The following is a 13,003-nucleotide window of genomic DNA, read 5'->3' on the forward strand; positions in this document are numbered from 1 at the left end:
CAATTCAAAATTCAAAATTCAAAATTCAAAATTCAAAATTAATGGCGATGGCTAGGAGGGCAAGCTACATGGATTGCAAAGCACTAATTTACGACGGGGTAAGGAAACAGGCGATCGCACCAATATACCCCCATTCTTTGATGAAGTGGGATATTTCCCAACAACCCCGGATAATTGGACAAATTGAGTTACCCTATGATTTTGAATCAGTACCAAGTATTGTTTTGTTACCTGATAAAGACAGGTTTGCGATCGCCCCCAGTAATGTTTCCTTAGAGCATGGGATAGAGATTCGTCGCTGGGATGATTTTTCCGTTTTGCAACGAGTTGACTTACCCCATGCACCCTATGAGGAGAATTCCGAGGAGGATGAGTATCATGGACATAGTAAATGTACTCATATTTCCTGGTTGGGATTAACACCTTGCCAGGGCTATTTATTGGTTGGTGAGGGTTGGGGGGATATTTATCTAGTTAATTTAGAAAGCGGTGAGCAAATTCGTTGGTTGCGTCGTTGGCGAGATTATAATGCTGCTTTTGCCATCGATCCACAAATGCAGTTTCTCATTGTTAATTCTGTAGACATGGATGAGTCCCATCAATTTTACAGAATTGACAGTATCCTTGAGGATAAATTGACCTATTTGGGTGAATATTCAGGTGGTGTGCGTTGTCATCGTGGTGGCTTGAGTTTTAGCCCAGATGGTCAGCGTCTGGCTTATACTGCATATCGATATCAAGGTGTTGATTTATTAAGTTTTCGGCTTGAACGCTCGATACTAAGCACTTTATCCCCGAAAACGCAGGAACTGCTCGATCAAGACTGGGACAAATCGGAGCAATATCGGGCGAAAATGTGGGGTCAATTCTTTCGGTTGTACCATGACCATGATGGATTAAATCCTTGGCAAAGTAATATCGTTTGGTTAGATAACAACAGGCTATTGTGTGGTGTAGGGCAAATTCTGGCAGTGCTGTCAGCTCAGACAGGGGAAATAATAAAAACCTATGACGTGGATGCAGTAGTTAATACTTTGGTGTTTGACTACAAATCTTTCCAAGCTATTGTTGCCACCAAGCAAGGGATAAAGGTGGTTGCGATCGCCTAATCAATGTAGCGGGAAAACCCATGATAACAAGTGAAGACATAACTGGCGGTGATTGAGATGGGTGTTTTCAAGGTGAGTAAATGTGGGAATATGTTCAATATCTGAATGCAGAGTTACTCGATCTCAAACTTTGGGGTGAAGGTTGTAGCCTGTATCAGATTCGCCAGATGGGTGATGATGAGATTTGCTTGATTCAAACAGATGATACTCCGCAGGAGTCGCTATGCGATCGCTGGCAAGTGGTTTATACCGAGCGTGGTGCGGTTCAACAACTGCTGTTTGAATTTACGGATGAGGCTGAAGCCTGTGAGTTTATGTATCGGGAGATAAAGAGAATCAAGCATCCCCATCTTGTGGGGCTATTTCCGACTGATGCAGAAGCAGAGCAATTATGTCAGGTGTTGACTCAGTTAGAAATTCAGTTCTCTCACGATCCGAAAAGGAGGGTGACGGTGTACGATCAAGACATTTTTACAGTGGAGCGTCATTTCGGTTGCCAATTACCCCTGCGAAAATGGTTGACCGTTCCCGAACGAATTCACGTCACCCTCGCTCGATTACGAAAATTCGATCCATACAATCGCTATGCCCAAATCACGACTAATCCCCCAATTGCGTCTGAAGCAAAGTTGAGCGCGTTAGAAGCACAACATGGAATTCGACTACCTGACATTTACAGAACGTTTTTGCTAGAAGTCTGCAATGGTGGTAATTGGGAACGACTAGGAAATTACTGGTCGGCTGAGGAAGTTATGGCAAACAATTCTGCCCAAGTATGGAATCAGCCTTTACCTGAGTTCCTCGCAAAGTTGAAAGCGGCAAAGTCGGGGGATTGGCTCAAAAATCCAGAAAGTCGGCAATATCCAGGGTTGTTACGAATTGTCGATTGGGATAATCCTGTGCGGGATTTGTTTCTCACCCAGGAAGGATACGAGGTTGAAATTCAGGGGGATTGGATTCGTTTTTGTGAGTTTTCTCCAGAACAATGGCTCAAGGATTTTCTGGATGATATTCAATATGGGTTATCTACAATTGAAGGATTGCTGGCTTTTCTTCGCTCTGGGGAATTAATTCGAGATTATCCATACTTTCATTCGGTGAATGTTGCCAGACTCCTTGCAGAAACTATCGGAATCAATATCGATCCTGAACTCACAAATGAGCAAGTGAAGATGAGCGATGAAATAGATTATAAAATCAACCAATGGCGAATTGAGAACATGGGTAAGATGCGGTACAACTTTGGCTTTAATGCAGAGCAAGCCGAACTGCGATGCTCCGTAGGAGCCGCTACGCGAACGCAACGAATTTTAGAAAGGTTGGAGTACATATATAATATATTGTATCCCTAAATGACCCATCATCTGGATCTATTTTTCCAGTGTGAGTGTGCTAGACCTGGCGTTCGCTGATTTTTAATTTTTTAATCTGAAAATTTAATTAACCTTTACAGACTTACAATCTAATCTCCGTCGGCTAATTTAAAAATGTGAAACTTGCGCGAAAATAATTATTTTTATGCAGTTGTAGCCACAGTTATATAATTTACGTACAACCACTCATGTCATTTTTTATTTTTCTAAAGTAAAAAATAAATATACATAAAAATGTTGGTGAAAATGGTTTTATAAAAGCTATGAAAAAAATACTTTTATTAGCGATGTTGTCTGCTATCCCAAGCATTATTTTTTCTAGCCCCTCTTGGGCTTCTGTTTATATCAAATATTCCAATAACGACTCGGACAAACATGTAATGAAAGTTCAGATGGATGGTTCAACGAAAGAAGTTACATTCAATGGTCGCACGACTGGAGCCACAACGATACAAGGTAGCGGTAGATCTGCTGTCATTGAAACATCTTGTGGAAAAGTCGAAGTCAAAGATGACTCTAAAATCGAAATCAAAGACGGCTGTATCAAAGTATTATAAACATCAATCTTTAAAATTACATTCATTATCCAAAATCATATTCATATGATGCAGCATCTGTTGTTTGAAATACCTGGATTATACGTTCTATTCTCTTCCTGATAAAAGCTAAATTTTCTTGTTATAAAGTATAGGAATGTAAACAAATCAATTCTTCTAAAATTTTAGGAACATCTTCTACTGAGACGACATTTAAATACCCATCATGAAAATGACTGATTAATTGTAATCCAAGATACTTGCAAGCAGGCAACCAAAATTGGTAAAATATTTCGCTAGTTGCTACAGGAATCACCTCATAATTCCCAGTAGTAATTTGGAGAATTCCCATCTCTATTGTCATCTCATTATCTCGTAATATTTCAGACTCAAAGCTATTAAAAATTATATAATTACTGGGTTGGTTGCCAAATATATTTACCAGTGCGGTCAATATATCCAGATGCTTCTCCAACTTGCACTTCTGCTAACCCATTAGAGAAGGAATAAGCTCTATCAAACTGTGGTGCGATCGCTAATTTTCCAGTGCGGTCAATATATCCCCATTTACCTCCAATTTGTACATCTGCTAATCCCTCGGAGAAATAACCAATTTTATCAAACTTTGGTTCAATCACTAGTTTCCCTGTACGGTCAATATATCCCGATTTTCCGCCAACTATTACTTGCGCTAACCCATTCTCAAAAAGCCAAGTCATATCAAATTGGGGTTTAATGACTAATTTACCAGTGCGGTCAATATATCCCGATTTTTTGCTAATTTGAACTGCTGCTAAATCCTCAAAAAATGACCAAGCGCTGTCAAACTGGGGTTTAATGATTAATTTGCCTTTTGGATTAATAAATCCCCATTTTTTACCAACTTGTACTACTGCTAAACCCTTAGAAAATGACCAAGCAGTATCAAACTGAGGTTTAATTACTAATTTACCTTTATTATCAATAAATCCCCACTTTTTACCAATTTGAACTGCTGCCAAACTCTCAAAGAATGACCAAGCGCTGTCAAATTGAGGTTTGATGACTAATTTACCCTTATTATCAACGAATCCCCATTGTTTACCGATAGCAACTAAAGCAAAACCATTGATCAAATATTCAAGATTATCAAACTGTGGTTTAGCCACAAACTTACTACTACTGTCTATAATTCCCCACTTTTTACCAACTTTGACTCTAGCAAAACCATTCAAAAAGCGATCGCAATTATCAAACTGTGGCTTGATGACCAATTTACCTGTGTGGTCAATATATCCCCATTTCTCACCTACTTGAACTTGAGCTAATCCCTCATAAAACGACGAAGCATAATCAAACTGGGGTTGAACGATTAATTTCCCAGTGCGATCAATATATCCAGATTTTCCGTTAATTTTCACCTTCCATAACTGGGGTAATGAATTCTCCTTTGTAGACTTAACTGTGATAGAAGATATTGATTGATGAGTATCACTAGATATAGATGGTGTTGAAAACAATGTTATCCCAGTTATCGCTACTAGCAAAATCAAGGGATGGTGAATATGAGATTTCATATTTGTGACTGAATAAGTAGTAATGTCACTTATCCATAGCTCAAAACTAGCTAAATTGTCATCCCTAAAAATCATCGGATACACGAAACCAATACCAATCACCGTACAAGTAAAATACTTGGTAATTAGCAGCACCAAATGGACTTCCTTCACGATTAGGTCGATGGACAAAACCATAGGATATGACATCAGGACTTAGAGCATCACCACCCCAGAACACACGAAAATATACACCACCACGAGAATCCATAGCATATTCATCAACTTCATATAAACCGAGTTTGCGGTTTAATGTGATTTTTCCTTTTGCAGAAATAGGAAGTTCCCGAACTTGTTCAAATGCCTGTTGCGATACTATAAATGCTAAACGACGGGGAATGTAGAATTTGAGCAGAACATAACAAACTAAAACTATACCTGCAATGATAGTAACTTCTCTCCAGGGTATAAAAGTGTGCCAGGGAAGCCTAATACTTTGCAAATCCCGTCTTCCTAAAGTTTTCAACCCCCAGAAGAGAATTGCCAATACTGCAAATATTGGTACACAAACAATTGATACCAGCATGACTGGAAAAAAGAAACTATTTAATGCACCAGGATAAATACTGATAATTAGAATTGCGACACAAATAAATAAGGTTATATATATTGCTATTTTGCTAAATATTTTCATAGAACAAGTCATTCATATTTAAAAAATTCATTTTTAGTAAACATTAAATTTTTGTGATATTTCTCCTGAGTTACTATTAGGTTTACTTTGTTTGGGTTCCCAGTTAAAATCATGAGGACAATCGCATTCTTGAGCTTGGTTGCAGTTAATTACCATCATGCTAAAGCAAAAATTTAGGAGAGTCCCGTTGTCAAATTTTACTTGTAAATTGCCTGGACTACGAAAACCAGCACCACCATAACCAATAATTTGATACTTAGAACTTAAGTTTGATACATTAAAGAAATATGGTTTAGGGCTGAAGCTAGAATCACCCTTTAAATCATTTAAACAAAAGGCTTTTGTGATATACCTTTGTGCGATAATTTCTGCTTCTTTTGCAGATGGATCGCCAATTGCACTTATAAAATTATCGGAGATTTTGGTGATTTTATTAGCTTGAGTACAGTCAACTATATAGGTTATTGGAAAAGCAATACGTAATAAATGATATGTCAAACCTAGTGATAGAATTATAATAATTGAGATTTGAATAAGTTTTTTCATTGATGCCAAGGGATAGTGCTGTCCTAACTTTGTGTTGCTGATAGATAAAGTTTGTTCACGAAGTGCTACAGATGATGGTAAGCAAGCTGAATTGTGTATATCCTTCCAAAGAAGACTCTGACAACATCTGGGGTGTATCTGAAACATCCAAACTTACCAATTTATAACGCTTTTTATCAAATTTTAAAGTAATTGCCTCTTGCTTACTCGGATCGTAAATTAGAGTTTTGCAGTTCATCTTGGAATAAATTCGCCAGTTTTTAAGTTAATTTTAATCGTAGATGCTGTTGAATTTCGGTTTGCTTCCAAGGGAATCGTTACCCACTCACCAATGCGATCGGGTGAACCAAAAAGACAATCACAATTAAACTTTGCAATTACAAAAGGAGTAAAACCAAGTCTAAATTTTAATTCCCCGTGGTATGTGTCACATCCTGTAGAAGTATCTGGTGGAGAACATGTATAGTTGTATAAATATACCGTGGTAGGATATTCTTTAGATGTCACAGTTTCAATGTTTGGATCATCAAAAGCAGACGATATCAAAACGATAAATGAGACCAACAAAACTAGCACACTCGATAATAATAAATATAGAGAAATAAAAGTTCGCTTTTTTACAAATGGTAAATATTGAGGCTTTTTAAATAATAAAAACCCAAAAACAAAACTAAGTAACCATGTAATTAGAGAAAATCCCAATTTAACATCTTCCAAAGTTGGAATAATTGGTAAAAATATAATTACAACTGCAATAAATGGGGTAATCAAAAACAGTAGAAAATTAAAATTTCGATGATACATTATCTTACATTTACTAAAATTATTAGCGTAACAGCCACCGCCCTCGCGTCCACTTTCAGGTATGTTTAGGTGCTAACTGCCATGTTTTTTCGACTTACTCACCATGAAAACTAAGCCAGAGGTAACAATTTGATAAGGAATGAGCAAAACTGCCCCAATCATAGCTTTCAAAGTCCACCCAATGCCCATTATCGATCGATAAAGTTGTATAGCTTCGTCTCTGAATTCAGGATCAATCTTTCTGAGTCGATCTTCGTCTGACCAGCCATTAAAATCAAAACCCAGATAATCAAGCCGCATCTGGGCATATAAATCTGGTAAATATGCCAACAAAGTAACTAGAAGTACGCACGTCATAAAAGATAGAAAACTGCTTAATAGCAAACTAGTCACATAACCCTTCTGCCTTAACAGAAAAGGTATTGCAAATGGCGTTATCAAAATTATCGCCAGAATCAAAAAATAAATTCCCGAAGATATATACTGCATTTTTACCAAAAGCGATTCTCTTTCCCAGAGGCTGAGTCGCAAGCGACACGCTACGCGTTTACGCAGTATAGCGAAGCTAACGCCAACGCATAACATCTCCAAAAGGGAAATTGCTTAACACAATCCCACCAATACAAAATAACCACCCCGAAGCAAGGCTTCGGGTTAACCAATAATATTTTTAACTCAGTACACATCCTCAGTTCCACTGAAGTAATAAAACGGCAAGTTTTTACGAATCACTAACTCTACTAGCATTACACCCAGTGGTTCATATTCGTAGTAATATCTAACTTGACTATTGGTTCCAGGAAATGGTGGTTGAGCGCAGGCTGCACCAGGAGAACCGCAAGTTACCTTCACAGGTATAAGTAAAATTCCTACTCCTAATACAAGTATCAATTGTTTCATTGCAACCGTTTACTCATATTGTTTTTAATGTGTTCAAAATTACTATACATATTCTGCTCGCGTAGTTTTATATACTATAAGCTAGAAGACTCCCGCTACATTGCGGAGCAATTAGCGGGGGAGGATGTCAAATGGATAATGTTTAAGTCGCTCGCCTATAAAAATTGGTTATTTTCAGATGGTAGTAGACAGAGCAGTAGTTTCAGTGGTGCAGGGGAGATAACGGTAGTGTGGAGATACATTTTCTTAGCTCTTAAACATCTCCTGTCTACTGGTTTATCAAATCCTTAGTATCTACAATTATGTGCGACTTTGACAAAGGCTTCATTTTATGCACTTGCAAGGACAAAGAAAAACCCATTGTGCATAACAAAAATTCGAGGCGATACAAACAGGAGCAAGCAACGACTCCCAAGGTGTATCGATGGTATTTATCTACATTTAAAAGATATAAAAGCGACGACGAGCCACTGATGGAAGGGCTATACGAATTTCCTGCGGCGGATATAGGCAAGGGACTAACGGACGATTGGGTTTTGCTCAATCTCAATGACAGAAATTGCTTTGATGTTGACTATACACCCCAAGAGGGTGATAACCTTGTCATCCAAGATGCTCATAAGAAATGGATTTATCTATCTTTTATTTTCCAAAATGGAGCCTGGGAAAAAGGACATTACAATCCATTTGATATTATCCAAACTTTAACCATGAACGGAGAAGTAAAACAAATATTTTCCTATTGACATCGACGCATATCTAGCAATCCTAAATAATTCATAATAAAACACCAAATTCATGCAGCTTAGGGAAGTCAAAAATTTGGCAGTTAAGCGACAACTCAAATAAAACCTTGACAATAGAGAAGTAATGACAGAAGAAATAAAACTCTGAAATCAGTCTTTTCCCTGATAAACAAATATCTTCTACAGGGTTCTGTTGGAGTGCATTTGGAGCAAATCTTTCTAGTTGATTTATTAAGTAAATATTAACTTGTAGTGGTAGTTATAGTTTAACTCAAGGCTAGCAGATAAAAATGTATAAATATACTTGGACTATTCTCTGTTTAATCATAATAAATGGTCTATTCGACTCGGATATTCAAAAAGTACAAGCATCTAGTCTTTTTGTTAGACAAAATAAATTAACCAGTCAATCTTCAAAACCTAAACCTGTGACAAGCCCACTATTTCGTATTGTTAAAAATGGCAAGTATGGTTTTATTGACAAAACTGGTAAAATAGTTATCGAGCCGCAGTTTGATTTAGCTTGGAGCTTTATCGACGAGCGAGCGCAGATTAAAATTAATGATAAATATGGGTATATCGAACCTACTGGCAAACTGATTATACCTCCACAATTTCGTTTAGCTTTTGCGTTCTCTAATAAACTCGCCTTAGTTGTAGTTGAAGATAAATATGGCTACATTAATACCAATGGGAAATTAGTAATTCCACCTCAATTTGAGGAAGCTTTAGCTTTTAAGAATGGGTTAGCAGCAGTGAAGATAGATGAGAAGTGGGGTTATATAGACTTGAGCGGTAAATTAGTCATTCAGCCGCAGTATGAACAAGCGCTACATTTTAACGAAGGATTAGCAGCAGTAAAAATTAATAATAGATGGGGCTATATAAATTCTCAAGGACATATAGTTATACAACCCAAGTTTGAAGAAATCTTAGGATTTTCACAAGGATTGGCAGCAGTAAAAATTGGTGATAAATATGGTTATATTAATCAATCTGGTCAAATTGTTATTTTACCAAAATTTGATGAGGCTTGGGAATTTACTGAAAATTTAGCAGTAGTAAAAAGCGGTAATAAATGGGGTTATATTAATCCTAGCGGAGAGAGGGTTATTGCTCCTAAATTTGATATGGTAACCTCATTTTCTGAAGGATTAGCTGCTGTCAAAGTTGATAATAAATATGGCTATATTGATACTCAAGGTAAAATAGTAATTCAGCCACAATTTGATTTGGCTCTGAGTTTTAAAAATGAACTGGCTTTAGTATATCTTGATGGCAAGGCTGGCTATATCAATAAAACCGGAGAGTTTATTTGGACTCCCAGTAATTACTATTACTAAACGACGAGTTTTAATTGCGATTAGTAGTGCTTGTCCTTATAAAGAGAGTTTTGCAACGGTTTATAAGTGTTTATCTCAACTACCTTGTCTTGACTAAAAATGGTCTAATTTAATTAACAAGTAATAACTGAATTATGGTTTTTAATAACTAATTTTTTGGGTTATCTTACTTGATTTAACCCATCAATTGCCATGTCAATTTTTATCACTAAAATTTTTTCGCTTCAGTATTAAGCACTACTAACGTATTTTATCTATCTTCAGGTGCTTCGGCTTTCACCTGAAAATACTCAGGCTGTGAAGGTATTTTGATAATGTATTAATTAAACCATCTTCAATTTGGCTAAACTAAGCGTTTTTTTCCGACTTGTGAGAAATCCGGGTTTACAGTGCCTAAGCTATCTGAGGGTTTTTTTCAACTTCAAATGATTGTTAATAATCTGACTTGCTCAATTTTTCAAAACTTCAATATCCCTTATTTCTATTTTTCCTCTGCCTAGAGTGACAAAAGAGGGTTAGTTCAGGGAATAAGGAAGCTTGATTTTGCAGAATTTCAGTAGACCTAAAAGTTCTGCGATCGCTAAAGAATGGTAGTGTATGATACCGTTTTTTGGAAATGCACAAAAGGTGATTGTGAGATGTGAGTAATAAGATTCACTTATAGATAAACCCCAAAAATCAACCAGATGGTAAACAAACTTCGCAGGCTACCCCATAGTTGCGGTCTACTGTTTGACGTAAAAATTCAAGCATTTGTTTGAGGGTAAATAGATGAGAAAGAACTTGTCTAGAGCTTCTTTTCAAACGGCTAAGATAATGCCATACTAGATAAATCCAAATATTAATAATTAAAAATGATAAAGCTACAAATAAAAGTCGAATAGTAGGATTTTTAATAGTAGTTTTAATTCGACACTGGTTTTTCATCCGATAGCTACTCTCAATCCCAAAACGGAGACGGTAGTCATCATGTATAGAATGTAATGACAGCTTAACTTTATAAATAGCATAAATAAAAAACTCCCGACCATGCGCTCGTCTTTTACCATTTTTATATGTACAAACTATCCACACATTAAAAGTGACTGAGCCATACTTATCGCTGTTTAAAGTATAACTGGTCTTGTAACTACGCCGCCCTCTAATCAATTGTCTAGTCCCGCCATGTTTGCCTCGAATAATTACTGGCATTTCAAAGGGAATGTCGAGAGCTTGCAACCATCTGATGACTGGGACACAGAAGAATTCTCGGTCTAAATACAATCGTTCTACTTTCAGATTTAAAGGTTCAATTAGTGCTAAAAGATAAGTGATAATTGCTGCCGCGCGTATTTTGTTGTTGAACAGCTTTAATAGCTAAAGTGACTCGTTTATTCTTCTTAATTACATAAACAGTAGCGTAAGCATAAAAAGAACAAGTGCCACTTTTAGCTTGACTTCTATAAATATATGGTGCTTCTAATGGTGATGGCTCACCATAATAAGGAATCAAGTTAAAATCGATGGCAATTTTTTGTTGACCTTCTCGGATTGCATCTGGTAAGCGGCTTTGAAGTGCGGTATTTAAATCTAATTCCAGAGAGTTCAAGTCGGAATATTTTTCTAAATGATAACGAATATCGTTACTTGTGGGAACATTTTTTAATACTTTACTCGTGTTTTCTATGCTATCTCTTTGGGTAGCTGCCCTAATTAAAATTTCAAATATATTTTGTTGCTCACACTTACCCTGAGTCTGGATTGGAATGTTTTCAGTTAAACAGTTCACTACTTGGTTCAAGGTTTTACTATCAGTTAAAACCGGCATATTTGCAGTCATAGTCAAATAAATAATCTTTTAAGTCAAAAATTTTGCTTCTTCACTCCAATACTTTACAAAAATTCTAAGACACAGCACCAGAACATACTTCTCCTGCGAGAACTATCCTTAACTTTTTGGCTAATTTATTAGTTTTACTTATATTATATTTACAGATGACTTTTTGAAAAAGCGTATCAAAAATTACAGTTTTTTAGGCAACAATAAGATGTGCATCTATCGATCACAGAGCGATCGCAGAACTTTTAGGTCTACTGAATTTGTATTAGGAATGTGGATTAAAGTAGGGTGTCGTTAGCGAAGCGTAACGCACCATTAAATATTCTTAACTTTGAATAAATTTAGTAAAAATTATTTCTGCTGCTTCTCGCAAGCGATCGCTATTTCCTAGTAATAGTTCGGCATGGATGAATAGCGGGTCTGCAATTTGTTTTTGTTGTGCTTCTAATCGGCTGTAATAGTTTGTATAATTATGAATATTTGCATTTTGATTAACCTGTTCAAAGTTTTGTAAAAAAGTAATATTTCCTTCTGGATTGGGTTTGAGTTTCAGTTTTGCAGCAATTGCGCGATAATTCGCTTGGGGATGAATATGTAAAATTGCGCTAGTAGGAATCAGATAAGATGTTGCGATCGCTGCACCAAGTTCCCCAGCGATTAAAAAATCATATTCGGCTGCTTGTTGAGTAATTTTGTTAGCAATTTCTGTAAATTTACCTGAAAAAACATAGCTAAAACTACCCAATAACAATTTTGGACGTAAACTTTCCGCATAGCCCATTTCCCAGCGTTCCAGGAGTTTTGTATAGTTGCTAATCCGATATTTTCCTTCTGGTTGTTTTTGTAAGTATCCTAATTTGGATAAGTTAGTTAATGTTTTCTTGGTAGTAGCTAATGTCACTCCCGCAGCTTCTGATAAATATTTTTGGGAATCTTTTAATATCTGGGGACATTTGAGCAAAATATAAATAACTTGTAGGCTATTTGCTGTGATTTGGATTAAAGAAGTTTGTTTTTCTTTGATTTATCGTTGACCGCGAATTAAAATATAGACTGCGGGATTATTAAGATAAACATTAACAGCAGCATCAATAAATTCAATCTGGTTTTTAATTAGTTTTTCAATAACTGGTTCGGATAGGTAATTTGTGATTAATACTAATTCTTCGTTTTGCTTCTGTTTATGTAGTTGAAAATAGGCAATTACTAAATCCGCAGTTTTCGCTGTGATATCAGGCTGAATTGTATAGCTGTATTTAATTGATTTTAAGGGACTATGAATTTGAATTATACCGTTTTTATCCGTGTTGATTTGAGTGGGAAGCAGTGGTTTGTAATCAACTTTAATATTTGGTAATGTCTGGAGATTATCTAGACATTGTTGTAATAATTTATCTTCATGTTTCATGCCATTTGTTGAGGTTGTAAAATTTGGCGATCGCAGAAATTATAAAACAAACAAAAACTTAATAATAAGTGCAGTGTGTATAAAAAATAATAAATCTTACTCGTTGTTATCATCGAATAATTGTTCAGGATCGCGTAACCTATCCTGTGAACCATGACGAACCCTATGAATACGAACAATGCCGCTATTT

17 protein-coding genes and 1 pseudogene are annotated in these 13,003 nt (G+C 36.2%); 5 read left to right on the forward strand and 13 right to left on the reverse strand.

Annotation, left to right across the window (positions count from 1 at the left end; translation table 11 throughout):
* Positions 1-68 precede the first annotated feature (68 nt).
* From HGR01_RS22275 to HGR01_RS22285, 3 genes are all read left to right on the forward strand, one after another.
* Positions 69-1,109, forward strand: a complete 1,041-nt coding sequence (locus tag HGR01_RS22275) for a hypothetical protein (RefSeq protein WP_045871506.1) — start codon at positions 69-71, stop codon at positions 1,107-1,109.
* Between the two features lie 80 nt (positions 1,110-1,189).
* The gene (locus HGR01_RS22280; RefSeq protein WP_045871505.1) at positions 1,190-2,461 is read left to right on the forward strand and encodes an SMI1/KNR4 family protein; all 1,272 of its coding nucleotides are present in this window, start codon (positions 1,190-1,192) and stop codon (positions 2,459-2,461) included.
* A gap of 401 nt (positions 2,462-2,862) precedes the next feature.
* Positions 2,863-3,039, forward strand: coding sequence for a hypothetical protein (locus tag HGR01_RS22285; protein WP_228045623.1), 177 nt, complete (start codon positions 2,863-2,865; stop codon positions 3,037-3,039).
* A 121-nt stretch (positions 3,040-3,160) separates the two neighbouring features.
* Here HGR01_RS22285 and HGR01_RS22290 read toward each other — a convergent pair whose 3' ends face one another.
* The 8 genes from HGR01_RS22290 to HGR01_RS22325 all read right to left on the reverse strand — a co-directional run bounded on the left by HGR01_RS22290 (position 3,161) and on the right by HGR01_RS22325 (position 7,497).
* The gene (locus HGR01_RS22290) at positions 3,161-3,382 is read right to left on the reverse strand and encodes a hypothetical protein (protein WP_228045622.1); all 222 of its coding nucleotides are present in this window, start codon (positions 3,380-3,382) and stop codon (positions 3,161-3,163) included.
* Positions 3,383-3,431: 49 nt separating this feature from the next.
* Positions 3,432-4,649: a WG repeat-containing protein gene (locus tag HGR01_RS22295; RefSeq protein WP_235623075.1), complete on the reverse strand. Its 1,218-nt coding sequence runs from the start codon at positions 4,647-4,649 to the stop codon at positions 3,432-3,434.
* Positions 4,639-5,139 (reverse strand): hypothetical protein, encoded by a 501-nt coding sequence (locus HGR01_RS22300; RefSeq protein WP_228045621.1) that lies wholly within the window; start codon positions 5,137-5,139, stop codon positions 4,639-4,641. The genes HGR01_RS22295 and HGR01_RS22300 overlap by 11 nt, the downstream gene beginning before the upstream one ends.
* A 141-nt stretch (positions 5,140-5,280) precedes the next feature.
* Positions 5,281-5,793: a hypothetical protein gene (locus HGR01_RS22305; protein ID WP_045871502.1), complete on the reverse strand. Its 513-nt coding sequence runs from the start codon at positions 5,791-5,793 to the stop codon at positions 5,281-5,283.
* A 55-nt stretch (positions 5,794-5,848) separates the two neighbouring features.
* The gene (locus HGR01_RS22310) at positions 5,849-6,031 is read right to left on the reverse strand and encodes a hypothetical protein (protein ID WP_045871501.1); all 183 of its coding nucleotides are present in this window, start codon (positions 6,029-6,031) and stop codon (positions 5,849-5,851) included.
* Positions 6,028-6,564 (reverse strand): hypothetical protein, encoded by a 537-nt coding sequence (locus HGR01_RS22315; RefSeq protein WP_264263344.1) that lies wholly within the window; start codon positions 6,562-6,564, stop codon positions 6,028-6,030. The genes HGR01_RS22310 and HGR01_RS22315 overlap by 4 nt, the downstream gene beginning before the upstream one ends.
* Before the next feature lie 105 nt (positions 6,565-6,669).
* Positions 6,670-6,990 carry a hypothetical protein gene (locus HGR01_RS22320; protein ID WP_263420000.1) on the reverse strand — a complete coding sequence of 107 codons (321 nt, stop codon included), beginning with the start codon at positions 6,988-6,990 and terminating at the stop codon, positions 6,670-6,672.
* A gap of 282 nt (positions 6,991-7,272) precedes the next feature.
* Positions 7,273-7,497 carry a hypothetical protein gene (locus HGR01_RS22325; RefSeq protein WP_045871498.1) on the reverse strand — a complete coding sequence of 75 codons (225 nt, stop codon included), beginning with the start codon at positions 7,495-7,497 and terminating at the stop codon, positions 7,273-7,275.
* Between the two features lie 362 nt (positions 7,498-7,859).
* Between HGR01_RS22325 and HGR01_RS22330 the strand changes: the two genes are divergently transcribed.
* Positions 7,860-8,243 (forward strand): hypothetical protein, encoded by a 384-nt coding sequence (locus tag HGR01_RS22330; RefSeq protein ID WP_235623074.1) that lies wholly within the window; start codon positions 7,860-7,862, stop codon positions 8,241-8,243.
* A 31-nt stretch (positions 8,244-8,274) separates the two neighbouring features.
* Here HGR01_RS22330 and HGR01_RS22335 read toward each other — a convergent pair.
* Positions 8,275-8,463, reverse strand: a pseudogene (locus tag HGR01_RS22335) (IS630 family transposase); the annotation flags it as partial.
* A 208-nt stretch (positions 8,464-8,671) separates the two neighbouring features.
* On the opposite strand from HGR01_RS22335, the gene HGR01_RS22340 reads away from it, so the two are divergent.
* Entirely contained in the window at positions 8,672-9,586 is a 915-nt protein-coding gene (locus HGR01_RS22340) for a WG repeat-containing protein (RefSeq protein WP_235623073.1), read from the forward strand.
* Positions 9,587-10,264: 678 nt separating this feature from the next.
* Here the strand turns inward: HGR01_RS22340 and HGR01_RS22345 are convergent.
* The 4 genes from HGR01_RS22345 to HGR01_RS22360 form a co-directional block, all read right to left on the reverse strand.
* Positions 10,265-10,849: a transposase gene (locus HGR01_RS22345; RefSeq protein ID WP_235623072.1), complete on the reverse strand. Its 585-nt coding sequence runs from the start codon at positions 10,847-10,849 to the stop codon at positions 10,265-10,267.
* 25 nt (positions 10,850-10,874) lie between these two features.
* Positions 10,875-11,405: a hypothetical protein gene (locus HGR01_RS22350; RefSeq protein WP_045871494.1), complete on the reverse strand. Its 531-nt coding sequence runs from the start codon at positions 11,403-11,405 to the stop codon at positions 10,875-10,877.
* Between the two features lie 325 nt (positions 11,406-11,730).
* Positions 11,731-12,366: a type IV toxin-antitoxin system AbiEi family antitoxin gene (locus HGR01_RS22355; RefSeq protein ID WP_045871493.1), complete on the reverse strand. Its 636-nt coding sequence runs from the start codon at positions 12,364-12,366 to the stop codon at positions 11,731-11,733.
* 63 nt (positions 12,367-12,429) lie between these two features.
* A complete protein-coding gene (locus HGR01_RS22360; protein ID WP_045871492.1) occupies positions 12,430-12,813 on the reverse strand; it encodes a hypothetical protein in 384 nt (127 codons plus the stop codon).
* Positions 12,814-13,003 lie beyond the last annotated feature (190 nt).

The sequence above is a fragment of the Tolypothrix sp. PCC 7712 genome (genome assembly GCF_025860405.1).
GTDB classification, from domain to species: Bacteria; Cyanobacteriota; Cyanobacteriia; order Cyanobacteriales; family Nostocaceae; genus Aulosira; species Aulosira diplosiphon.

What these genes read in the sequence shown, in the direction of transcription:
- HGR01_RS22275 (WP_045871506.1), top strand. Translation starts at nt 69, where the DNA reads ATGGATTGCAAAGCACTAATTTACGACGGGGTAAGGAAACAGGCGATC.
- HGR01_RS22280 (WP_045871505.1), top strand. Translation starts at nt 1,190, where the DNA reads ATGTGGGAATATGTTCAATATCTGAATGCAGAGTTACTCGATCTCAAA.
- HGR01_RS22285 (WP_228045623.1), top strand. Translation starts at nt 2,863, where the DNA reads ATGAAAGTTCAGATGGATGGTTCAACGAAAGAAGTTACATTCAATGGT.
- HGR01_RS22290 (WP_228045622.1), bottom strand. Translation starts at nt 3,382, where the DNA reads ATGACAATAGAGATGGGAATTCTCCAAATTACTACTGGGAATTATGAG.
- HGR01_RS22295 (WP_235623075.1), bottom strand. Translation starts at nt 4,649, where the DNA reads ATGATTTTTAGGGATGACAATTTAGCTAGTTTTGAGCTATGGATAAGT.
- HGR01_RS22300 (WP_228045621.1), bottom strand. Translation starts at nt 5,139, where the DNA reads ATGCTGGTATCAATTGTTTGTGTACCAATATTTGCAGTATTGGCAATT.
- HGR01_RS22305 (WP_045871502.1), bottom strand. Translation starts at nt 5,793, where the DNA reads ATGAAAAAACTTATTCAAATCTCAATTATTATAATTCTATCACTAGGT.
- HGR01_RS22310 (WP_045871501.1), bottom strand. Translation starts at nt 6,031, where the DNA reads ATGAACTGCAAAACTCTAATTTACGATCCGAGTAAGCAAGAGGCAATT.
- HGR01_RS22325 (WP_045871498.1), bottom strand. Translation starts at nt 7,497, where the DNA reads ATGAAACAATTGATACTTGTATTAGGAGTAGGAATTTTACTTATACCT.
- HGR01_RS22350 (WP_045871494.1), bottom strand. Translation starts at nt 11,405, where the DNA reads ATGACTGCAAATATGCCGGTTTTAACTGATAGTAAAACCTTGAACCAA.
- HGR01_RS22360 (WP_045871492.1), bottom strand. Translation starts at nt 12,813, where the DNA reads ATGAAACATGAAGATAAATTATTACAACAATGTCTAGATAATCTCCAG.